Source organism: Ferdinandcohnia sp. Marseille-Q9671, assembly GCF_976954385.1.
This window is the reverse complement of record NZ_CDRJTA010000001.1, coordinates 1194235-1216424: the sequence shown is the minus strand read 5'-3', so window position 1 is coordinate 1216424 and position 22190 is coordinate 1194235. Positions and strand designations below refer to the sequence as shown.

At 38.8% G+C, this 22190-nt stretch carries 16 protein-coding genes, 1 tRNA gene and 2 riboswitches; of the genes, 6 read left to right on the top strand and 11 right to left on the bottom strand.

Translation table 11 applies throughout. The features are described 5' to 3' along the window. The first annotated feature begins 257 nt into the window (after positions 1-257). The 3 genes from ACWNMY_RS06245 (at position 258) to ACWNMY_RS06235 (ending at position 2369) form a co-directional block, all read left to right on the top strand. Positions 258-776 carry a hypothetical protein gene (locus ACWNMY_RS06245; protein ID WP_449537383.1) on the top strand — a complete coding sequence of 173 codons (519 nt, stop codon included), beginning with the start codon at positions 258-260 and terminating at the stop codon, positions 774-776. Further along, positions 727-1665, top strand: coding sequence for an NUDIX domain-containing protein (locus tag ACWNMY_RS06240; RefSeq protein WP_449537382.1), 939 nt, complete (start codon positions 727-729; stop codon positions 1663-1665). The genes ACWNMY_RS06245 and ACWNMY_RS06240 overlap by 50 nt, the downstream gene beginning before the upstream one ends. 86 nt (positions 1666-1751) lie before the next feature. Continuing rightward, entirely contained in the window at positions 1752-2369 is a 618-nt protein-coding gene (locus ACWNMY_RS06235; protein ID WP_449537381.1) for a YitT family protein, read from the top strand. A gap of 309 nt (positions 2370-2678) precedes the next feature. Here ACWNMY_RS06235 and ACWNMY_RS06230 read toward each other — a convergent pair whose 3' ends face one another. After that, positions 2679-4163: an aldehyde dehydrogenase family protein gene (locus ACWNMY_RS06230; RefSeq protein WP_449537380.1), complete on the bottom strand. Its 1485-nt coding sequence runs from the start codon at positions 4161-4163 to the stop codon at positions 2679-2681. A 245-nt stretch (positions 4164-4408) separates the two neighbouring features. Between ACWNMY_RS06230 and ACWNMY_RS06225 the strand changes: the two genes are divergently transcribed. Continuing rightward, on the top strand, positions 4409-5326 hold the full coding sequence (locus tag ACWNMY_RS06225; protein ID WP_449537379.1) for a TetR/AcrR family transcriptional regulator: 918 nt from the start codon (positions 4409-4411) through the stop codon (positions 5324-5326). 58 nt (positions 5327-5384) lie between these two features. On the opposite strand, the gene ACWNMY_RS06220 is transcribed toward ACWNMY_RS06225, so the two are convergent. The 8 genes from ACWNMY_RS06220 to ACWNMY_RS06185 form a co-directional block, all read right to left on the bottom strand. Further along, positions 5385-6497 (bottom strand): Ger(x)C family spore germination protein, encoded by a 1113-nt coding sequence (locus tag ACWNMY_RS06220; protein WP_449537378.1) that lies wholly within the window; start codon positions 6495-6497, stop codon positions 5385-5387. A gap of 3 nt (positions 6498-6500) precedes the next feature. After that, positions 6501-7958, bottom strand: coding sequence for a spore germination protein (locus tag ACWNMY_RS06215; protein ID WP_449537377.1), 1458 nt, complete (start codon positions 7956-7958; stop codon positions 6501-6503). Then, positions 7930-9030 carry an endospore germination permease gene (locus ACWNMY_RS06210; protein ID WP_449537376.1) on the bottom strand — a complete coding sequence of 367 codons (1101 nt, stop codon included), beginning with the start codon at positions 9028-9030 and terminating at the stop codon, positions 7930-7932. The genes ACWNMY_RS06215 and ACWNMY_RS06210 overlap by 29 nt, the downstream gene beginning before the upstream one ends. A 148-nt stretch (positions 9031-9178) precedes the next feature. Then, positions 9179-11038: an ABC transporter permease gene (locus ACWNMY_RS06205; protein ID WP_449537375.1), complete on the bottom strand. Its 1860-nt coding sequence runs from the start codon at positions 11036-11038 to the stop codon at positions 9179-9181. After that, positions 11013-11777: an ABC transporter ATP-binding protein gene (locus ACWNMY_RS06200; protein WP_449537374.1), complete on the bottom strand. Its 765-nt coding sequence runs from the start codon at positions 11775-11777 to the stop codon at positions 11013-11015. Before ACWNMY_RS06200 ends, ACWNMY_RS06205 begins: the two co-directional genes overlap by 26 nt. Positions 11778-11862: 85 nt before the next feature. Further along, entirely contained in the window at positions 11863-12864 is a 1002-nt protein-coding gene (locus ACWNMY_RS06195) for a sensor histidine kinase (protein WP_449537373.1), read from the bottom strand. Next, a complete protein-coding gene (locus ACWNMY_RS06190) occupies positions 12861-13565 on the bottom strand; it encodes a response regulator transcription factor (RefSeq protein ID WP_449537372.1) in 705 nt (234 codons plus the stop codon). The genes ACWNMY_RS06195 and ACWNMY_RS06190 overlap by 4 nt, the downstream gene beginning before the upstream one ends. A gap of 216 nt (positions 13566-13781) precedes the next feature. Next, positions 13782-13853 (bottom strand) — tRNA-Ala (locus ACWNMY_RS06185). 129 nt (positions 13854-13982) lie between these two features. Then, a riboswitch (SAM riboswitch) is annotated at positions 13983-14097 on the top strand. A gap of 96 nt (positions 14098-14193) precedes the next feature. On the opposite strand from ACWNMY_RS06185, the gene ACWNMY_RS06180 reads away from it, so the two are divergent. Both ACWNMY_RS06180 and metH read left to right on the top strand, forming a co-directional pair. Then, positions 14194-16083, top strand: a complete 1890-nt coding sequence (locus tag ACWNMY_RS06180) for a bifunctional homocysteine S-methyltransferase/methylenetetrahydrofolate reductase (protein ID WP_449537371.1) — start codon at positions 14194-14196, stop codon at positions 16081-16083. Continuing rightward, positions 16064-19507 carry a methionine synthase gene (gene metH, locus ACWNMY_RS06175; protein WP_449537370.1) on the top strand — a complete coding sequence of 1148 codons (3444 nt, stop codon included), beginning with the start codon at positions 16064-16066 and terminating at the stop codon, positions 19505-19507. Before ACWNMY_RS06180 ends, metH begins: the two co-directional genes overlap by 20 nt. A gap of 161 nt (positions 19508-19668) precedes the next feature. Here metH and metC read toward each other — a convergent pair whose 3' ends face one another. Both metC and ACWNMY_RS06165 read right to left on the bottom strand, forming a co-directional pair. Beyond that, complete coding sequence (gene metC, locus ACWNMY_RS06170; protein ID WP_449537369.1) at positions 19669-20856, bottom strand: cystathionine beta-lyase; 1188 nt, start codon at positions 20854-20856, stop codon at positions 19669-19671. Beyond that, entirely contained in the window at positions 20853-21974 is a 1122-nt protein-coding gene (locus ACWNMY_RS06165) for a methionine biosynthesis PLP-dependent protein (RefSeq protein WP_449537368.1), read from the bottom strand. Before ACWNMY_RS06165 ends, metC begins: the two co-directional genes overlap by 4 nt. Before the next feature lie 80 nt (positions 21975-22054). Next, positions 22055-22161, bottom strand: a riboswitch (SAM riboswitch). Between the last annotated feature and the right edge of the window lie 29 nt (positions 22162-22190).

The following is a 22190-nucleotide window of genomic DNA, read 5'->3' as shown; positions in this document are numbered from 1 at the left end:
CCTCCTTCATAAGACCTTTGTCCTACTCAAGGCATAATCGTAACATATAAAAATGACAATTTGATTACAAACATGTTATAAGGATTTGATAATAATATGACAACAAAGGTATAGAAGAGCTTTATTTGCAATTTCACTAATAGTCTACTATAATAGGAATTTGTATGTTTGCTGTAATAAACGTAAACATTTCCCTTTTTATCCATATAAATGGAAAGAATGCTTTATGCAAAAAATATACGAGAAAGGTGTTTGTAATGTATTTTCAAAGTTTGCTAATGAAAGAGGATCTAGACAAGAGCCCGTCAGAGGTCAAACAGGACTTAGAGGAATTGCAATTTCAGCTTTTCCGCATGCAAGATAACATCAAGGAAATCTCAAAGAGACATCAAATCATAGGTATTGACCAATCAAAGGAAGAAAAGTGGGTTATAGTTTCTGCATTTGATGATGGAAATCGATGTCAAATTATGGTGAATGACTGTGACTCAGCCTATAAAGGAAATTGGGATTTTTCCCTTCAGGCTCAATATCAAGAGGATCATGCGATTCACATTGGTGATATAAAAGGACCTGCAAATCAAGGTTATGGTTCAATCTGCATTACTCACTTAAAGGATATTGCGCGTGAACAGAACATTCCAGTAATTACTGGAGATATAGCGAAGAGAGATTGGGACCATGTGGACCGTCTCGTCTATTTTTATGAAAAACATGATTTCGAGGTTGAAATCGATCCTACAACAAAATCGGGTGAAATTACTTGGAAAGACTAATCAAAAAGAAAGACCTGCTTATCTGAATGAATCAGCTAAGCAGGTCTTTTATATTTTACGTCCAAACAATTTGAAGAGTATAACGTATGATACAGTAATCTTTGATAGTAAGGATGATTTTATGTTCTTTAAAAGAATTACCTATCAAATTCTTCCCGAAAAGACTTATGATTGTACTAAATTTTTGAATACCTTTGTTATTCCAATTGGGATTAGAAATGGTGCAAAGTTAGTTGGGCAATGGATCACTGAATCAAACAGTGAGATAATTGCAATCTGGGAGTACCCTAACTATGACGAATATATAAATATTGAAAAAAGAATGAACAAGGACAAGAAAAATCAAAAAGAAAAGATGGAGGAAATGAGAAGCCTTATTTTAGATTATACGGAGGATTATTTATCTCCAACAGGGACATTCGATTCACCAAAACACTCAGTAAGTGTAAGTGGATATATAACCAACGCTAAACAGGAAACATTATTGGTAAAGACATACTGGCGTTCTGATACTTGGGAGCTCCCTGGAGGGGGAGTAGATGAAGGTGAGACACTGGATCAAGCTCTTTATAGGGAAATCTATGAGGAAACAGGGGCTCAAGTAGTTATAAAGGGTGTAACTGGAGTATATTCGAATGGGAGTGTAGTTACCATTGTTTTACGTGGTGAATATGTCAGTGGCAATTTAACAACTTCAAATGAAACAATGGACGTCTCTTTTGTGAAAGTTGACGAATCCAATATTGACCAATACATCAAACGACCTAAATATAAACCTCGTGTTCTTGATGCAATGAAAGGAGATTATGTTCCATATGAAGCCTTCAAAGTACGCCCTTATGAATTGCTAGCTAGACTCGAAGGAAATAATAAAAATGAGAAATCATAACTCCATGTGGGTTTTACCTTTCAGAAAAATAATGATACGATTACTAGTAAATATAGAAAAAGTGAGAACAAATAGGGAGTTATGTTATGAACACGATTAGTAAGGGTTTGATGCTAGGCATTGCAGCCAGTATTCAAGGATTTGCAATGGCTATGTTCTTATTTCCACACTTTATCCCAACAGGGGGAGCAGCAAGTCTTGCTGTATTGTTTAATTATATTCTCAATACTCCCTTCGAAATTACGCTTTGGATACTAAATGCAGGTTTACTCTTTGCTGCGATAAAATGGCTAGGAAAAGGAACCGCCATTTGGACTTTGTATTGTGTAACGGTTACCTCAGTAACAGTTGGTCTAATTTCTCCTTTTATAACTGGGCAGATTACAAATGTTGTACTAGATTTACTATTGGGATCAATTATTTTTGGTGTTGGGATTGGGATTTTATTTCGTATGGGTGCCTCTTCAGGTGGAATGGATATACTAGCATTAATTATATCTAAGTTAAGAGGATACTCACCGGGGAAGACGCTTTTTGCTATTAATGGTACCATTCTGCTTACAACAGGAATTATCGTAGATTGGAAGATTATTATTTTTGCGGTTATTGGTCAATTTATTAGTACAAGAATATTAGATATTGTCTGCAGAATGTCGCTTTCAAATAAACAAAAACAGAACCAAGAAAATGCTGCAATACATTAAGAAAGCGAGAGCCAAAAGGTTCTCGCTTTCGTTTTGCCTTTCTAATTTCTTAATAGATAAAAAAGCATCTCGACTCTCCGATCTAGCCAATCACTTAGGAAGGTTGGGCTTGACTTATGATTCTCGCCGATACGCGGGCGCCTTGCGCTTTTCTAATTATTAAGACTTTAGGCTAAGCGTTTCGACATCCAGTTCCAGCGCCTAGCCCCTCGAGGTCATAAGCCAATTTAGAATTGAAGGCAAAGAGCACCTTCTATTCTAAATCGTCTTATGCTTGTCGGGGCTGAACGAGGCGCTTGCACTTTTGTTTTAATTCATAGAAATCCATACACTCTTAACTTCTGTGTAGTTGTTTAGAGCATAGGATCCCATTTCACGGCCAATTCCAGATTGCTTGTATCCACCAAATGGTGAGGCTGCATCAAAGGCATTATAGCAGTTCACCCATACTGTTCCAGCGCGAAGGTTATTTGCAATATAATGTGCTTTCGTTACATCTTGCGTCCATACGCCTGCTGCAAGACCATACTCTGAATTATTTGCACGGGCAATTAATTCATCAAGGTCATCATAAGGCATTGCTGATATAACTGGGCCGAAGATTTCTTCCTTTGCAATTGTCATTTCATCTTTCACGTTGGCAAAAATAGTTGGAGATACAAAATAGCCTTCTTCATATGGATTTTGACCGCCGACTACTAACTCCGCACCCTCATTTAGACCTTTTTCAATATAGCCTAGGACACGTTTTTGTTGTTCAATTGAAACAAGTGGTCCAATTTCTGTATCTGAATGAAGTCCAGCGCCCTGTTTGATTTTTTCTGCGTGGCTGGCCATATCTGCCACAACATTGTCAAATTGCTTCTTCTGAATGAATACACGTGAGCCAGCACAGCATACCTGACCTTGGTTAAACATAACCCCGTTTAATGCTCCAGGAATTGCTTTTGAAAGATCGGCATCAGGTAAAATAATATTTGGAGATTTTCCACCTAACTCTAAAGTTACTCTCTTTAATGATTGAGAGGCTCTTTGCATAATCATCTTTCCAACTTCAGTTGATCCGGTAAACGCAATCTTATCAACTTGTGGATGGTCCACAAGAGGCTGTCCAGCTGTCTCACCAAATCCAGGAACGATATTTAAAACGCCAGGTGGGAATCCTGCTTCTTCTACTAGCTCAGCTAAATAAAGGACAGAAAGAGGTGTTTGCTCGGCTGGTTTCAATACAATTGTACAACCAGTAGCTAGTGCTGCTCCAAGCTTCCACATTGCCATCAACAGTGGGAAATTCCAAGGAATAATTTGTCCAACTACCCCAACTGCCTCATGGCGAGTATAGTTAAAAAATGGTCCATTTACAGGAATTGTTTGTCCAACAATTTTCGTAGACCATCCTGCATAGTAGCGCATATGTTCAATTGCAAGGGGAATATCAGCATTTGTTGTTTCGCGAATTGGTTTACCATTATCCAATGTTTCTAATTGTGCCAACTCGTCTTTATGTAGTTCCATTAAATCTGCCAATTTATACATTAAACGACTTCTCGCAGCTGCAGTCATTTTTGACCAAGGACCTTCGTCAAAGGCTTTTCGAGCAGCTTTTACAGCACGATCAATATCCTCTGGACCTGCTTCATAAACCGTTGCTAACACTTCTCCAGTAGCAGGGTTATAAGATTCAAAGGTTTTCCCGGAAGCACTTTCTACAAATTCTCCATTGATATAAAGTTTCTTTGACCCATTCAAGAATGCCTCTACTTTTTCTCGTAATGCAATTGTTAATTGGCTCATTTTATTCCTCCTTATAGTAAAAAAACTAGCAATATAAGCGTCATTTTGATAACGCTTACAGTATAATGGTAACATTTTAAAACTAGTAATCAATCAATTTATGGAAAAAAATTCCGACAGCTTTTTTCGACATTTTTCTATTTAGTTGGCATAAAGTGCAATTAGAGAAGGTCAGTCAAATTGAATTCACACTTGAATTGATGTAGTATGATTTTAATAACGTAGTTCCAAAGTAGGTAGATAAAATGAACGAACGAAAACAACATGTTTTATCAAAAGCCCATCAGTTGTTTATGGAAAAAGGTTTTCAGGCAACATCCATCCAAGATATCCTTGACTATAGCGGTATTTCAAAGGGAACCTTCTATAATTATTTTTCTTCTAAAAGTGAGCTTTTTAAGGCAGTTTTTAACTCCATACAAGAGAAACATGAAGAAGAGCGGAATAAATTATTAATTGGAGAAAACCTGGCGGATATTGAAATATTCATTAAGCAATTAGAACTCTTCTTTTATAATAATAAACGTAATAAACTATTTACTTTAATTGAAGAGGTTTATGTATCAAATGATCCCGATTTAAAGGTATTTATCAAGCGGGTTCAATTGTTACACATCAGATGGTTGTATTATCGGTTCATTGATTTGTTTGGTGAAGACAAACGTCGGTATATGTTAGATTGTGCCATTCTGTTTACTGGAATGTTACAGCAAACCTTTCAATATAACTTTTTTGCAAATGGGCCATTAGTAGATCGGGTAGGTATCATTCGGTATTGTGTTGATCGCTTAATTACTTTGGTAAATGATTTAGATGATTCAAATTCACAATTACTTAACCCAGACCTGCTTAAAACATGGGTGCCAGAAAAGAATAATGAGGATAATTTTCAGAACGACTTTATCCATAAATCAAGCGCTCTGAAAAAAGCAATCATGAAAATTCATCAAAACGAACCGGAGAAAGTGAAATATCAACAATTAGTCGATTTTATTCAAGAGGAAGTAATGAACAATAAAACTCCGCGTCTCTTCCTGATCGAGAGTTCACTTTTGTCATTGGAAATGTGTCCGGAGCTAAAGCAAACGAAGGAACTTACAACTTTTCTTACACTAATGAAAGAACATGTGTTAAGAGAAAACATTGAAAACACCACCAGTTAATAGGTGGTGTTTCTGCATTCTGTTACGTTAAAGAAACGAAATTACTAGCTTTCAAAACCTATTGCTTATAATGCACAGTTTTAATAATGTTAACTTTAACTGTTATCTTTTTAATGGAATCTTTACTTACCGAATTAATAGTATCAATATCCCATTCATGTAAGTGATATCGATATGCTTTATTACTTATATTTAATAGATCAGTTTGCAATGCTTCACTTTTCTCCATAGTTGTTACAATTTCATCTGTAATTTTCTTTTCTACTTCCTTTTTTATTTGATCATAACTCATCTTCTCCTGATTTTGGGCAATTTGGGCATTTACTTTCAAAGTTAAATGATAGCTGGGGCTTGAGCCACTAATAACCTTAATGTTGTATGTAGGATTTTGCACAATCAAGCTAACTTTATCTTCAAACAGTGTATATTTAATGTTGTTCGCTTCTTTTGAAAACCATTTTAATCCGACTAAATCCTCTTTAGAAACCCATCCTTTGAACTTTTTGTGTGAGAGAGCAAACCCACCAGTAGCAATTGAAATCTTATTCTTATCATCCTCAGAGAAATATGTATCCTTTAATGAAAGGGAAGGGATGATAAACGAACCAGCCGGCTGATAGTAGGATGAAATAAATTTATTATACTCTTCAATGGGAATGAAAAAGTTATTTTTCAAAAGTAAATCTGGATTATGAATAATTGTGTAATGTGAAGGGAAATTAAAGAAACTTTCACCTAATAAAATTTCTTTAACATTCTCCTTTGTTCCAAAAAGCCAAATATTGTATCGAAGGAAAGGATTTTGTCCAATAAATTCAATAACAGAATTTAATTTATCCTTAATGACACTCTCGCTTAAAAGTATTGTATTAACATGTCCATAATAAAATGGGAGTGGTGCATTTTGTTCTAATGTGTTTAGCGCTGTGTGTATGCTCTTAGCCTTAGCTTCCCCTACCAAAATAGGTACGGGTTGTTGAAGTGAAGTTGTACCATCTTGTTTTGCGATATTTGCAAAATTTTGTGCCTGGGTATATACAGTAAATTCACCATCTGCGTAATCAATCCCTATACCTGTAATATATGCTTGACTTTGAATTTCCTTTGAGCCGCAGCCAACAAGACTCATAAGGCTAACCCAAAGTATTATAAAGAGAAGTGTTTTTTTCATATACTACTCCTTCTGTGTATCACGATCAGTAGGTTGATATGCTTGGTTACGTTTCTTCATGAATTGAAAGGGTACCCTAATAAAACTCTTGATCAGATTACCTAGATTAGGTTGAGATAGGTTTGATAAATAGGGAAAACCAAAACTCTCTAAAGAAACGAGTGCTGTTGTAATGCTTAAAAAGGCGAGGAAAAAACCATATAACCCTAAGGCAGAAGAGATGAATAATACAAAAAATCGCAATATGACAATATTATTTGAAATAGTTTGATTAATAAGTATATAACCAGAAATAACTGTGATTGAGATAACGACTAAACAAGAAGGAGAAGTTAATCCTGCACGTATCGCTGCATCTCCAATAAATAATCCACCTAGAACAGCAACTGTTTGTCCAACTGGTTTTGGAAGACGTACTCCAGCCTCTTTAAATAATTCAAATAAGGCGAGCATCAAAAATGTCTCCATCGGAGCGGATAAGGGGAGGCCTAATCGAGATGCTGAGATGGTTGCGACTAGTGAATAGGGTATCTGATCCAGCTGAAAGGTTATTAAAGATATATAAAACCCAGGTAGAAAAATGGTTGTAAGGAGAGCGATGAACCGAAACAATCGAACAAAACTGATGTAAAAAAAACTATCGTGCATGTCCTCTGGTGAAAATAGAGTTTGGTTAAAAGATGTAGGACCTATCAAACATGATGGATTTCCATCTACTAAAATGACAAATCTACCTTGGGTTAAAGATTTAACTGCGAAATCAGGTCTTCCTGAATGATCCAATAAGGGAAAAAGAGAAAAGGTTTTATCATAAAGTCGTTCCTCAATTTCATAACTGCTAATGAGAATATCAACTTTAATGGATTCGATTCGGTTTTTGACTTCTTCTAATACAGACGGGTTTATAATATCGTCTATATACAGTAGAACTATTTTGGTTCTACTTCTTTCGCCTAGTGAGAATTCGATACTTTTAAGTGAAGAGGTTTTTAACCTTTGACGGATTAACGCCATGTTATCAGAAATATTCTCAACTAGTCCATCCCTTGGCCCTCTAATGGAGGATTCTAAATTTGATTCTTCAGGACTTCGCTTTGGAATTTTTGATACTGGGATAAAAAAAAGATCATTACTATTATGATGAAAGACGAGCAATTCACCAGAAAAAATCTTTTCCTCTATCTCTTGTTTTGCATTATTTAAATCTTTGAGTCTACTCGTTTCTAGTACATTATTTAGTAAGTCATTGGTTATGAATCCATTCGTTTCCCACACATGAAAAATGGCGGGGAAAATTACTTCATTCATATTATTCATATCTACAAGTTGGGGGCAATACATAAATTCTAATGTATGATCTTGATATGTTTTCTTTTTTACCACGACATCTGAGGAACCTTCAAACCAAATCTTTAATTTATTTATAATGACTTTAACTTGGTTCGTTTGTACTTTCTCCATGTTGTTCACCTACCGAATGAATCATTATTAAAAGAATTAGTAAGATACCGATTTGAAGGACAAGGCTAATTGGAAAATAGTAATTTTTTAAAAATAAATAAAACGAGTTTGCATCCCATTGAATAGAAGCACTAACGAATACAATCAAATAAAGGGTAGGAAGTACCCATTTTGTCTTTTTTTTATAGGTAACGATCTTCTCAACAATAAACATAGATAAGCTTATTCGAATAAATGCCCCTGATAGCCACTGAAAAATAGATAGAGAATCTAAACGGGTAATGTGTTCACCTATCTTTAATAATCTCCACTCCTCATAAGCAGGATTTCTTAATTTTACTGCTTCATGTGGCCCAAATTCAGATATGGCTCCTGTAAGTGGTCCTACTATTAAACACACAAGGATGACGCCAGTTACGATAAGCCACTTAACCTTTAGTTTGTTCTTAATAAAAGGGGTTAAAAACAATAAAAAAATGATATCAAATAAACCAGAGCAAGAATAAATAATTCCGTACAAAAATTCGCTGTACCCATTTTCGAAAATTGGGAATAGCAATTCGTAATTTTTATTTGGAGAATTTCCGATCCCGACCAAAAATCCAAACATAGAAACAATCGGCAAAGTTAGAAGAGAGATTGTACTTATCGTCAGTAATCCTTTCGATGTCGAATAATAGCAAACCAAAGCAAAAGCTAATATTATGACCAAATCCGGAGTATCGAGGGTATAGTTCCCTTTTGCCCATAAAAATGTGAACTTTAGCGTAATTAAGGCAACTACAAAAAAATAACCCACAATTATAATGGTAAGAAAAATATAAATCCAATTACTTTTACATTTTTTTTTAAGTAATGATAGAATATCTTCTGTTTTATCCACTTTTTTATAAAGATAGAAGACAAGTAATATAAAGAGAATGAAAGGTATTGTACTAAAAATGACACTTAACCAAGAAACCCTGTTAGAGGTTGATAATAGTATTGGTATTAGCAGGACATGTACCATAAATCCGGTAGACATTATCATTAGAACATATATATGAATTGCACTAATCAGCTTTCCATTCATTAGGATCCACCTTAATTTCTGGCATTTTCTTGTAATAGTTTTGCCTTGAAGGTAATACTTATGCATCCCAATAGAAACCTAAAAAAGTTCCTTACAAAATGTAAGGAACTCTAAATTCATATCTAAATCCAATTGCTTCATTTTTACATCAAAGGACAGTTCTAACCTGCTTAGTGTAGAAAAAGCGGACAATATAAAAGTACACGATTTGGATTAGTAAAAATACACCTAGTACCGCTATGGATACTTTTGTTAAGTCATAATAAAAAAGGTGAGACAAAGCGGTCAGAGCCACCGCTCCATGAATCAGTGCCACTAGAATCGGTGTGAAGAAGAGAATGGCAGTTTGTCTAGTAAGAACCTTTTTCAATTCTTTCTCTGTTAAGCCCATTTTTGCAATTGAACGGAATTTTTGTTTGTCTTCTTCTAAATCAGCGTAAAGTCGGAAATAAAGGAAACTTCCAGCCGAAACAAAAAAGACAATCCCGATAAACAACCCTACAAACAATACAAGACCATAATCCTTATTTAATTGATAGATCCTATAATCCCTAGCAGAAAATTCATAAGGAGGGAGTACTTCCACTATCTTTCTGGAAGCTGCTAATATGTTTTCTTCCCCATCCGTTACCTGCCATGCATGATAGTGATCTTCCCTTGACGGAGCTGGCAGTTCCTCGAAATCCTGATCAGAAACTACATAATAAGAATCAGTTGCTGGTAGGGCTCTTGAATAAATCACTTCCTCTGGAAGTAAGGTAACACCAGAATTCAATTCAATCGTTTGCTCGAGCAGCTCTTCAGTTTGTCCAAATTCATTCCCCGTAAATTCTACAACTTTAAGCTGGCCATTTTGAATATCAATTGTATCTTCTCCAAGCATTATAGCAAATCGATTAAAATCCGATTCCCTAGCTATGAGGATAGAATCTTGCCCAATCTCATAAAACGTAAGCATCGTTTGCTCTTGATTCGCTTCCATATTTTCTTCCCTGATCGTTTCATTAATTAAAGCAACATTCTGCTCTTCCGGGTCAACAGCTGTATATGAAAAAGTATAAGGATTGTTAATTTTAATCCCTGCTGTAAGAATGGTTTGAAACCCGAACAACGTCCCGATTGCACTAAATGCGACAGTGGAAACAATCGCTACCATAAAAAAGGTGCGAGCATTATCCTTCATTCGGAACGATAGATCGGATAATAAAATCATGTTCGTTTTCTTCCAAAAGATGTTGTCATTCTTTTTAATCTTGCGGATCAAATAAACACTTAACTGGGTGAACAACAAATAGGTACCGATGATCACGACAATAATCACTGGAAGCATTGCGAATATTACGGTGGTTCCCTCCACAATTAAAGCAACTGCATATCCGATTCCAATCAGAAATACTGCTAAAATCGTTAGAAAGATATTCGCCTTTGGTTCGCCTTTTGACTTCTTATTTCCTTTAATTAAGTCGATCAGCTTTCGACTACGTAATACATAAGATACAAATAACGAAATGAAGAAAAATAACAAAATAAAGGAAACAAAAGTTATGATAACTGCTTGAATCGGAATATAAAAGTCTAGTGAGTTATCCATGACAAGCACATTTTCCGCTATCAATAAAATCCCTTTAGAAAAAATCAATCCCAACAATATCCCGCCTAAAGTTGCGAAAAAGCCAATCAACAGGTTTTCCATGAATACCATTAGACGAATTTGCCTAACGGACATGCCCTGTATCATCAATAACCCGAACTCTTTCTTCCGGGTATTCAAGAATGAACTCATCGAATATAGAATGAAGAAAAAGGAAAAGACATAGATGATTCCTGCTACAATATTCATCCCCTTTTGTACATTTGAATTCATCTCACCTCCGGCTAAAACCGGGTGGAAGGCGAAAATCGAAAATGTAAAAAATACCATCACCGTAAATATGCTGCTTAAAAAGTATGCTGCATACAACCGTTTATTGCGAACGACATTATTAAACGCGAATCTGCGAAAGGTCATGGCCATCCCCTCCTAGTAAAGAAAGAGTATCGATGATCTTTTGGAAAAAGGCTTGGCGATTATCTCCACGATGAATTTCTGAAAAGAACTGTCCGTCCCGGATAAAAATGACCCGATTGCAATAACTAGCTGCTTGTGGATCATGGGTCACCAATAACATCGTTGCACGCTCATTCTTATTTATCGATTCCAACATTTCCATGACATCCTTCGACGACTTCGTATCAAGGTTCCCAGTCGGTTCATCAGCGAGTAGCATCTTGGGCACATGAATCATCGCCCTTGCAACAGCTGCCCTTTGTGCCTGACCACCAGAGATTTCATAGGTGCGCTTGTTCATAATAGGGGTAATCCCCAATTTTTCCGCGATAACACGCGCCTTCTGCTTCATCTCTTTGACCTTTTTTCCATCGAGAGTCAACGGAAGGACAATATTTTCCTCCACGGTTAAGGTATGAAGCAAATTAAAGTCCTGGAAAACAAATCCGAGTTCTCGTCTTCGGAATTTTGCCAAGGCCTCTCTTTTAAGTTGATGTGGATTCTTTCCATTGATCAATATCTCACCGATTGTTGGTTCATCAATTGTAGCAATCATATTCAAAAGGGTCGTTTTCCCACTACCAGATGGCCCCATGATACCAACAAATTCCCCATCTTCAACGGAGAAATTAATATTGTTTAATGCTTTATAGGCCATTTTACCTTCATAAATTTTACTAACCTGTTTTACTTCTAACATCACAAGATCCCCTTCCAAATTCTGATCTGTGATTAGTATACCTTGCTCTTCGCTATCTTACCTATCGATTCTTCTTTCACTTTCCTTACAAGCTTGTAAGGTTTTGAGTTTCTGTAAAAATGATGCGGAAGGTTGTACCTTTACCAAACTCTGACTCCATTTCAATCCGGTGCCCGAGGGTGTCTAGTGTCTCCTTCGTCAAATACAGCCCCATACCCGTGGATTCTCTAAATTTCCTGCCATTTTCCCCGGTATAAAAGGGATCAAATATCCGCCGTTGATCCGCATCAGGAATGCCAATTCCAAAGTCTTTTACCTCTAGGATGGCTTCTTTCCCTCTTTCATAAATGGAAATAACAATCCGATTACTGGTTCCGGAAGAATATTTAACGGCATTATTGATAAGCTGAGAGAGGATAAAAAAAAGCCACTTTTCATCGGTCTCCACCGTCAATCCTTCCTTTTCCACTTCTAGCTTAGGATAGACTTTGTTGCGAATATAAAATCGTTTATTCTCTCCGTTCACTTCATCTACCAATTTCGCGAGATTCACCGGCTTAATATGAAAATCCTGCTCAATCGTTTTTAGCCGTGCAATATAGAGGACCGTGTTCAAGCCCGTTTGCATCCGCTCGGTCTCTTCTCGGATGCTGGAGGACTCAGGTTCATCTAAATTTTGGGCAGTGAGTTCTATAACCGACAAAGGGGTTTTCATCTGATGAACCCATTGATCCATAAACTTTCGATGCTCCTCCTGCTCTTTTTCTACTGATTCTAATTGACTTTGAAAAAGCTTGTATTGGTTACGCAATACTTGATCAAAAGCAATAGAAACCGGCGTATCATCTGTTTTTTGAAAGCTGTCATCTAGTGATTCTAGCGGCTGATTCAAGCGCTGGTACAACTTCCGACGTGATAAATAATAATAAAGTAGATAGCAACCAAGAATGAAAAAATTGAGAAAAATTACGTAAAAAAATAGATGGATATCTCGATATCCATCAAACCAGAAGATTGAAAGGATGACGAGCATTTGAACAGCCTGTACAATAATCAGTAAGGAATATTCCTTAAAAAACAATCTCATGCCTTATCTTCCTTCCATGAAACGTTTAACCGATACCCAGCCCCTCTGACTGTTTCCACTGCATCTTGTAATCCAATTTCCTGAAATTTTTTCCGAACCCTCGTGATATTCACATTCAATGTATTTTCATCGACATAGCTTTGGTCATCCCAAAGTTTCTCAAGTAAGTCTTCACGACCAGCCACCCGAGGATATCGTTCCATCAAGCTTTCGATAATATCTGCTTCTTTCTTTGATAAGGAGATGGTTTTTTTGCCAAAGATCAACTCCATCCTTTCTGGAAAGAATGTAAGACCAGCATTTTCTAATACCCGATCTTCATGTCTTGTGGCATATTCGCCATAAGCACGGCGCAATTGGCTACGGATTTTGGCCATAACAATTTCCGAACTAAATGGCTTGGTAATATAATCATCTCCACCATTTTCTAATGCCATCACCTGATCCATTTCCCCAATCCTTGCCGAGATAAAAATCACGGGGCACACTGACTCTTTCCGAATCTGCCTGCACCAATAATACCCATCAAAACTTGGTAAATTAATGTCTAAAAGAACCAGATCTGGTTTTATATCATTAAATGTATTTGTTACATGTTCAAAATCAATCACGCACGTCACATCGTAGCTATATTTTTCAATATGTGTTTTCAAGTGTTCTGCAATTTTAGGATCATCCTCAACAATCATTATTTTTTGCATATTCAATCACTCCTTGTTTCAGATACCATTATGGGACAATCTATATTTGTAATAAAATTATGGTGTTAAGTCACTCGACCACTCGTGTTACAACAGCTACTTCTAATCCTATCGACTGTGCTTGGATTATTGTTTAACTCTACTAATCATGCTATGTATATTTTATAGAAAGAAAAAAGCCACTTCTAGCTTTAACTAGAAATGGCTTTTTGTAAATGGAGTTGATGGGAATCGAACCCACGACCCTTTGCCTGCCAGGCAAATGCTCTCCCCCTGAGCTACAACCCCGTATGAATTTTGAATGTAGCAAAATTATATCATGCCATTTTTTGATAGACAATCATTTTTTACAATATCATTGAACTTGACACTTATGGCAAGTTGTAGTAAATTTTAGAAAATGTAAAATATTTCGGTTTCTTATCGAGAGAGGTTGAGGGAAAGGCCCGATGACACCTCAGCAACCTTCAATGCTTTGTCCATTGAAAAGGTGCTAATTCCTGCGAGTGATTTTTCATTTGCAAGATAAGGAGAAAGATAATGTGATTTCACTTACAAAAGTCTTCTTCTTAATAGAAGGCTTTTTTGTTTTTATTTGAGAGTTTTGATGATGACAAGGAGAGTGACAATGAGCTTATTAAAAAAATTTGAGACACAAATTGTGATTGGCGATGGAGCGATGGGGACGCTGCTTTACTCCTATGGCGCTGGTAGTTGTTTCGAGGAACTGAATCTGTCGCAGCCAGAACAAATCCAGAACATTCATAGGGCCTATATCGAAGCGGGGGCAGATGTGATTCAAACCAATACATATGCAGCGAATTATTTGAAGCTTGGCAGATATGGCCTTGAGGACAGTGTGAAAAGCATCAACAGCGCTGCAGTACGTCATGCCAAAAAAGCTTTGCAAGCACAAAATGAAAATTCAAATCAGTATCAAAAACAGGTCTATGTGTTGGGGACATTGGGCGGGAACCGAGGAGTGAAAGCTAGTTCAATTAAGCTAGACGAAATCAAGCGAAGCTTTCGGGAGCAGCTCTATTGTCTTTTGCTAGAAGGAGTAGACGGGCTGATACTCGAGACGTTCTGGGATCTTGAGGAACTTGAAACCGTCCTGACAATTGCGAGAAAGGAAACGAAGCTGCCGATTATTGCCCAAGTGTCCCATCAGGAACCTGGCATCTTGCAGGAATCCACCCCAGTAAATGAGGCAATCAAGAGACTGGAAGGACTTGGGGCAGATGTCGTCGGACTGAATTGTCGGTTGGGGCCGCACCATATGCTGACGGCGCTTGAACAAATTGAGCTACCAAAGCATGCCTACCTCTCTGCCTATCCGAATGCCAGTCTGCCGGCTTATACGGACGGGAAATTCTATTATGGAGGAGATGCCGACTATTTTGAAAGAGCAGCCCTTGAATTCCGAAAGCAAGGGGTCCGGCTGCTTGGCGGATGCTGTGGCACAACACCTGAGCATATCCGAGCTTTTGCCACATCTCTACTTAACTGCCCACCAATTACCGAAAAAACAGTGAAAGCAACACCAACGCAAGTTGTCGTATCCGATTTTGCAGGAAAAAGGAGCTTCCCGCCACTCCAGGAAATTGTGAAGGAACGACCATCCGTGATTGTCGAATTAGACCCACCACGGAAGCTCGATACGACAAAATTCTTTGAAGGGGCACGTGCCCTTAAGAATGCGGGCATAGATGCGGTCACATTAGCGGATAACTCTCTTGCCCAGGTCAGAATCGCAAATGACTCCCTTGGCTATCTTTTAAAAAGGGATTCCGGCATGAGGCCGCTCATTCATATCGCTTGTCGAGACCGGAATCTGATTGGTTTGCAATCCCATCTCATGGGCCTGCATACGCTCGGCTTACATGATGTGCTTGCAATTACTGGAGACCCTGCTCGCGTCGGTGATTTTCCTGGGGCTTCATCAGTGTATGATATGGCTTCATTTGAATTAATTCAAATGATCAAACAACTTAATCAAGGCCTGTCCTATTCTGGAAAAGACTTAGGGGCAAGGACGGCATTTAGCATTGCAGGTGCCTTTAATCCAAATGTAAAATCATTAGAAAATGCGGTAAAAAGGCTGGAAAAAAAGGTTGCTTGTGGGGCCGATTATTTCATCTCTCAACCGGTTTTTTCAGAGGAAAGGCTGCTTGAAATCTATGAACATACGAAACACTTAGAAGCACCAATTTACATCGGTTTGATGCCACTTTTAAATAGTAAAAATGCAGAGTTCTTACACAATGAAGTACCGGGAATCAAAATTGCCGATAGTATCCGAGAACGGATGGCCTTTTTACAAAATGACCCGGTCCAGTCGGCCGCAGAAGGGATTGAAATTACCAAATCACTCATTGATGCTACTTTGGATTTATTCAATGGAATCTATTTAATTACACCATTTTTACGCTATGAACTGACGGTTGAGTTGGCACAATATGCCCGTCAGCGTGCAAAGGATATAAGGGGGAACAACTATGCCAAAACAACCAATTAGTGAACAAATCAACAAACGAATCCTTATCATGGATGGTGCGATGGGGACGATGCTTCAAAATGCGGGGCTGACACCTGAGGATTTTGGCGGTGAGGAATATGATGGCTGTAATGAACATCTCGTGTTAACAGCGCCTGAGGTGCTTTCTAGAATTCACCGCGAGTATTTAGAAGCTGGTGCCGATATCATTGAAACCAATACCTTTGGCGCGACAAATCTCGTCCTGAATGAATATAATATCGGGTACAAAGCCTATGAAATTAATAAAATCGCGGCACACCTTGCTGTCAAGGAAGCGGAAAAATTGTCCACTGAGGCTTGGCCACGGTATGTCGCAGGTTCAATCGGACCGACCACGAAAACACTGAGTGTGACAGGGGGGGCTACCTTTGATGAATTATCCGCCAGCTACGAGGAGCAAACAATCGGATTGATTGATGGTGGCGTGGATCTTTTACTTTTAGAAACAAGTCAGGACTTGCTGAATGTGAAGGCGGCCTATATTGGCATGCAGAAAGCCTTTGAACAAACTGGAAAAATCATACCGCTTATCGTTTCCGGTACGATTGAACCAATGGGTACAACGCTTGCGGGTCAGACGATTGATTCCTTTTACATTTCAATTGAGCATATGAATCCTCTAGCCGTTGGATTGAATTGCGCCACCGGACCGGAATTCATGCAGGACCATATTCGCTCTCTGTCTGGGCTGGCACAGGCGGCTGTTAGCTGTTATCCGAATGCGGGGCTGCCGGATGAGGAAGGAAATTATCATGAAACACCCGATATGCTTGCGAAGAAGCTTGGGGAGTTTGCAGCACAGGGCTGGCTGAATATCGTTGGCGGCTGCTGTGGAACAACACCAGAGCATATTCGCGCCATTGCAAAGGAGATGAAACAGCATCAGCCAAGGGAAATGAAGTCACACTCCCTGCATATGGTATCCGGAATTGAACCATTTATTTATGATGATCCGAGACTTCGACCAATCATGGTTGGAGAGCGGACAAATGTCATCGGCTCTCGTAAATTCAAACGGTTAATTAAAGAAGGAAAAATTGAAGAGGCAGCCGAAATTGCACGTGCCCAAGTGAAGGGTGGGGCTCATGTAATCGACCTTTGTCTTGCTGACCCAGACCGTGAAGAGATTACTGATATGGAGAACTTTATAAAAGAAGTTGTGAAAAAGGTCAAGGTGCCTCTTGTTATTGACTCAACAGACGAGAAGGTCATCGAAAGGGCACTTAAATATTCGCAAGGAAAAGCGATTATCAATTCCATTAACCTTGAGGATGGGGAAGAGCGCTTTGAAGCGGTTGTTCCATTGATCCATCTTTATGGTGCTGCAGCTGTTGTCGGGACAATTGATGAGGAAGGGATGGGTGTTACCGCTGAACGAAAGTTGGAAATTGCCGAGCGTTCCTATGACATCCTCGTGAATAAATATAAGATGAAGCCACAGGATCTCATTTTTGACCCATTGGTCTTCCCGGTTGGAACGGGGGATGAGCAATACATTGGCTCAGCAAAAGCAACCGTTGAAGGGATTCGGTTGATAAAAGAAAGATTCCCTGAGGTCCAAGCCATTCTTGGCGTGAGTAATGTATCCTTTGGGCTACCACCAGTCGGGCGTGAAGTCCTGAACTCCGTCTTTCTCTACCACTGTACACAGGCGGGCCTTGATTACGCGATTGTGAATACCGAGAAACTAGAGCGGTTTGCCTCAATTTCAAAAGAAGAGATTCAATTGGCGGAGGATCTTTTATTTAGAACAACCGATGAGGCATTAGCGGTATTTACCGACTTTTATCGGGATAAGAAGAAAGAGGATAAGGGTGCCGTACTCAATATGAGTCTTGCGGAACGGTTAGCATACTATGTTGTCGAAGGTACCAAGGAAGGATTAATTCCAGACCTTGAGCAGGCACTAGCAAAATATCCTGCCCCACTTGAAATTATCAATGGACCCTTAATGGATGGGATGAAGGAAGTTGGCCGGTTATTTAATGATAACCAGCTAATTGTCGCTGAAGTTCTCCAAAGTGCCGAGGTAATGAAAGCATCTGTTGCGTATTTAGAGCCATTTATGGAAAAAGGGGACGTCTCCGCTTCTAAAGGGAAGATTGTTCTCGCCACGGTGAAGGGCGATGTCCATGATATCGGAAAAAATCTCGTTGATATCATTCTTAGCAATAACGGCTATGATGTGCTTGATTTGGGAATCAAGGTGGCGCCAGCTGAATTGATAAAAGTAATCCGTGAAGAAAAGCCGGATATCGTTGGCCTCTCAGGTCTTTTGGTAAAATCAGCCCAGCAAATGGTCCTAACGGCACAGGATATGAAAGCCGCGGGAATTTCCTTGCCCATTTTAGTAGGCGGTGCTGCGCTTTCTCGTAAATTCACGGATTCGAAAATTTCCAAGGAGTATGATGGACTTGTTCTCTATGCGAAAGATGCGATGTCAGGGCTGTCCCTTGCAAATTCCTTACATTCCACTGAGGAGCGGGAACGACTTTTTGCGATAAAAGAAGAAAAATTAGCGGCCAAACCTGTCACGATTGACCTACCAAGACGGACGACGACATCATTAGCGGTAAAGCCGCGTGTATCAACAGATGTGCCGGTCTTTGTTCCTCAGGATACAAAACGACATGTGTTGCGCTCATATTCGATCTCACATATCGAGCCGTATATAAATATGCAAATGCTGCTCGGCCATCATCTTGGTGTGAAAGGTAAAATTAAGAACTTACTTGAGCAGAAGGATGAGAAAGCGGTAAAGGTAAAAGAAACGGTGGATCGCCTTCTGCTCGATGCAAAAAACAATCAGTGGATTACACCAGCTGCTGTTTATCAATTCTTTCCGGCCCAATCAGATGGCGAAAAAATCTATATTTATGATCCTGACAACGTGGAGAAAGTCATTGAAACATTTGAATTTCCACGTCAAGATTCAGAACCCTTTCTTTGTTTACCTGATTACTTAAAATCGGTCGACAGCGGGGTGATGGATTACGTCGGATTCTTTACTGTTACAGCAGGCCGCGGCATCCGTGAGATAGCCGATCAGTTGAAGCAGGAAGGACGTTTTCTGGAATGTCACGCCCTACAGTCATTAGCACTTGAAAGCGCAGAAGGCTTTGCTGAATTAATTCACCGGCAAATGCGCGACCGTTGGGGCTTCCCAGACCCTGTAGATTTTACCATGCAGGAACGCTTTGCGGCTCGCTACCCAGGACAGCGCTACTCGTTCGGCTACCCAGCCTGCCCTGAACTAGAGGACCAAAAGAAATTATTCGGCCTCATCCACCCAGAAGAAATCGGCGTCCACCTAACCGACGGTTACATGATGGAACCAGAAGCATCCGTCTCAGCCATGGTATTCGCCCACCCAGAAGCCAGATACTTCAACGTGATGAGATAGGGACCACGGGGACTCTGTATACTTAATATATAAAGTAACCCTTCTCTTAATAGAGAAGGGTTTTAGTTTTTGCATGCCCAGTAAGCCGTTGAAGTTCAACCCGAGTAAGTACCAATCCGCTCGGTAGCTGACAGGCAACACGTGAAGGCGTATTCGATCTATTATTTTGTTAAACTTCCTGTCTCAGCTTGAATACTAGCTACTCGGAGTGCCTGTTCAATATCTGAAAGTAAATCATCAACATGCTCGAGTCCTACTGAAAATCGTAATAATCCGTCGGAAATTCCTCGTTTCTCTCTTTCCTTTCTAGGCATTGCTGCATGAGACATTTGCGCTGGGTATGAAAGAATCGATTCAACAGCCCCGAGGCTGACAGCAAAAACAGGCAATTGAATTTGTTCGACAAATGCTTTCACTGTTAATTTATCGGGTAATCGGAACGAAAGAACAGCCCCGAAGCCTTTTGATTGTTTTTTGTGTATATCATACCCTGGATGAGAAGGTAAGCCTGGATAAAAAACATCTTCAACTAATGGGTGATCCTTAAGATAATTTGCAATTATATGTGCAGATTCTGATGATTGTTTTAACCTAGCACCTAATGTTTTAATTCCTTGGATTAAATGATATGAATCCTGTGCACCTAAAATAGCCCCAAACGAATTTTGAATAAAGGCTAATTTTTCACCAAGTTCTTCCGTTTTTGTTACAGCTAATCCAGCGATAATATCACTATGTCCTGATAAAAACTTTGTTGCGCTATGTAACACAATGTCTACGCCTAACTCAATTGGATTTTGATAAAGTGGTGTCATAAAGGTGTTATCGAGAAAAGTTAAGCAATGATTTTGCTTGGCAATTTTTACAACCCCTTCAATATCTGTTATGTTCAAACAAGGATTTGATGGAGTTTCCATGTAAATAACTTTTGTATTTGGTCGGACAGCCCTACATACCTCTTCTAAATTTGTCATATTTACAAAGGTATGATCAATCATGTATTTATTTAATACTTCAGTAACAAAACGATAAGTTCCACCATACACATCTTCGGAAATAACAACATGGTCACCTGAAGTAAGTAACATAAACGCAGAAGAAATGGCTGCCATGCCAGATGCAAATGCGAGACCTCTTGAACCACCCTCTAATTCGGCAATTGCCTGTTCTAGGGCCTGTCTAGTCGGATTTCCCGACCTACTATAATCAAATGGACCGAATTTATCAAAGCTTTCTTGATGAAAGGTCGATGATAAATAAATAGGAGTGTTTACCGCACCTGTTTTTTGCTCAACGCCTAATGAGGAATGAATAAACTTTGTTTCTAATTTAGTTTTGTAGGTGCTCATAAAACATTAACCTCCTGAACTAATATAGAAAATACATGTTTTAAATCCGTAATTAAGTCTTCCGCCTCTTCAATACCAACAGAAAATCGTAATAAGGTATCAGAAATTCCACGACGTTTTCGTTCCTCTTCTGGAATATCTGCATGTGTCTGTGTCGTAGGGTATGTGATAAAACTTTCAACACCACCCAGACTTTCCGCAAAGGTAATCAATTGTAAATTTTCTAAAAAGGGGCTAATCCATTTGCTTTCCTTTAACCGAAATGAAAGCATGCCACCTTTCCCTGGGTATAGAACGTCGGTAACCAGAGGTTCATCACGTAAATACTCAACGATTTTCTTTGCATTTTCATCATGTTTTTTCATTCGTAAAGAAAGTGTTTTTATCCCCCTTATTAAGAGCCAAGAATCAAAAGGAGAAAGGACAGCACCAGTTGCGTTATGAAGGGTAGATAACCTCTCGCAAATAGTGTCTCCTTTGGCCACGACAATACCTGCTAATACGTCATTATGGCCCCCTATATATTTAGTAGCGCTATGAATTATAATATCTGCCCCTAATTCGAGTGGTCTTTGAAAAATAGGTGTTAAAAAGGTGTTATCAACAATAAGTAATAAGTTGAAGTCTTGTGCAAGCTGTGCGTACACCTTAATATCAATTTCTTGCATTAGTGGGTTAGAGGGAGTTTCAATGAAAATGGCCTTTGTTTTCTGTGTTATTAACTTCTCTGTCTCGTTAATATCTTTAAAAGGTGAATAGGTTGTTTGAATATCATAAGTATTTGAATAATATTCTAGTAAACGGAATGTGCCACCATAGACATCTTCAGGAACAATTAGTTCATCCCCAGAACGAAATAGAGAAAGGACTAATTGAATGGCAGCCATTCCAGAACTGCATGCGTATCCGCGGTCACCTGACTCTAAATTCGCGATTCCATCTTCCAATATTGTACGGGTTGGATTTTTCGTACGCGTATAGTCGTATCCAGTCGACTGACCAAGGCCATCATGCTGATATGCAGTTGATAAATAAATGGGAGGGTTAACTGCCCCTGTTGTCTTATCACTCTTATTACCTAATTGTACTAATCTTGTTTCCAAACTTCTGTTTGTCATGTTATTCATCCTTCTCTCTAAAAAAATAAAAAAATGAGGACCTTCTGTAAGAAGAAGGTCCCTAGTTAATATTGAGAATCCTCTTATCTTCAAGGTAGTTGTAACCTATTGGAATTAGCACCGGACCTAACCAGGTTGGTTGCTGAGACATCATTGGGCCAAATCCCTCCGTCTCTCTTGATAAGAATGAAATATGAAATTTTCGAAAAAAACAAT

What these genes read in the sequence shown, in the direction of transcription:
- metH (WP_449537370.1), top strand. Translation starts at nt 16,064, where the DNA reads ATGCCAAAACAACCAATTAGTGAACAAATCAACAAACGAATCCTTATC.
- ACWNMY_RS06225 (WP_449537379.1), top strand. Translation starts at nt 4,409, where the DNA reads ATGAACGAACGAAAACAACATGTTTTATCAAAAGCCCATCAGTTGTTT.
- ACWNMY_RS06195 (WP_449537373.1), bottom strand. Translation starts at nt 12,864, where the DNA reads ATGAGATTGTTTTTTAAGGAATATTCCTTACTGATTATTGTACAGGCT.
- ACWNMY_RS06190 (WP_449537372.1), bottom strand. Translation starts at nt 13,565, where the DNA reads ATGCAAAAAATAATGATTGTTGAGGATGATCCTAAAATTGCAGAACAC.
- metC (WP_449537369.1), bottom strand. Translation starts at nt 20,856, where the DNA reads ATGAGCACCTACAAAACTAAATTAGAAACAAAGTTTATTCATTCCTCA.
- ACWNMY_RS06165 (WP_449537368.1), bottom strand. Translation starts at nt 21,974, where the DNA reads ATGACAAACAGAAGTTTGGAAACAAGATTAGTACAATTAGGTAATAAG.
- ACWNMY_RS06235 (WP_449537381.1), top strand. Translation starts at nt 1,752, where the DNA reads ATGAACACGATTAGTAAGGGTTTGATGCTAGGCATTGCAGCCAGTATT.
- ACWNMY_RS06215 (WP_449537377.1), bottom strand. Translation starts at nt 7,958, where the DNA reads ATGGAGAAAGTACAAACGAACCAAGTTAAAGTCATTATAAATAAATTA.
- ACWNMY_RS06230 (WP_449537380.1), bottom strand. Translation starts at nt 4,163, where the DNA reads ATGAGCCAATTAACAATTGCATTACGAGAAAAAGTAGAGGCATTCTTG.
- ACWNMY_RS06245 (WP_449537383.1), top strand. Translation starts at nt 258, where the DNA reads ATGTATTTTCAAAGTTTGCTAATGAAAGAGGATCTAGACAAGAGCCCG.
- ACWNMY_RS06180 (WP_449537371.1), top strand. Translation starts at nt 14,194, where the DNA reads ATGAGCTTATTAAAAAAATTTGAGACACAAATTGTGATTGGCGATGGA.
- ACWNMY_RS06210 (WP_449537376.1), bottom strand. Translation starts at nt 9,030, where the DNA reads ATGAATGGAAAGCTGATTAGTGCAATTCATATATATGTTCTAATGATA.
- ACWNMY_RS06205 (WP_449537375.1), bottom strand. Translation starts at nt 11,038, where the DNA reads ATGACCTTTCGCAGATTCGCGTTTAATAATGTCGTTCGCAATAAACGG.
- ACWNMY_RS06220 (WP_449537378.1), bottom strand. Translation starts at nt 6,497, where the DNA reads ATGAAAAAAACACTTCTCTTTATAATACTTTGGGTTAGCCTTATGAGT.
- ACWNMY_RS06200 (WP_449537374.1), bottom strand. Translation starts at nt 11,777, where the DNA reads ATGTTAGAAGTAAAACAGGTTAGTAAAATTTATGAAGGTAAAATGGCC.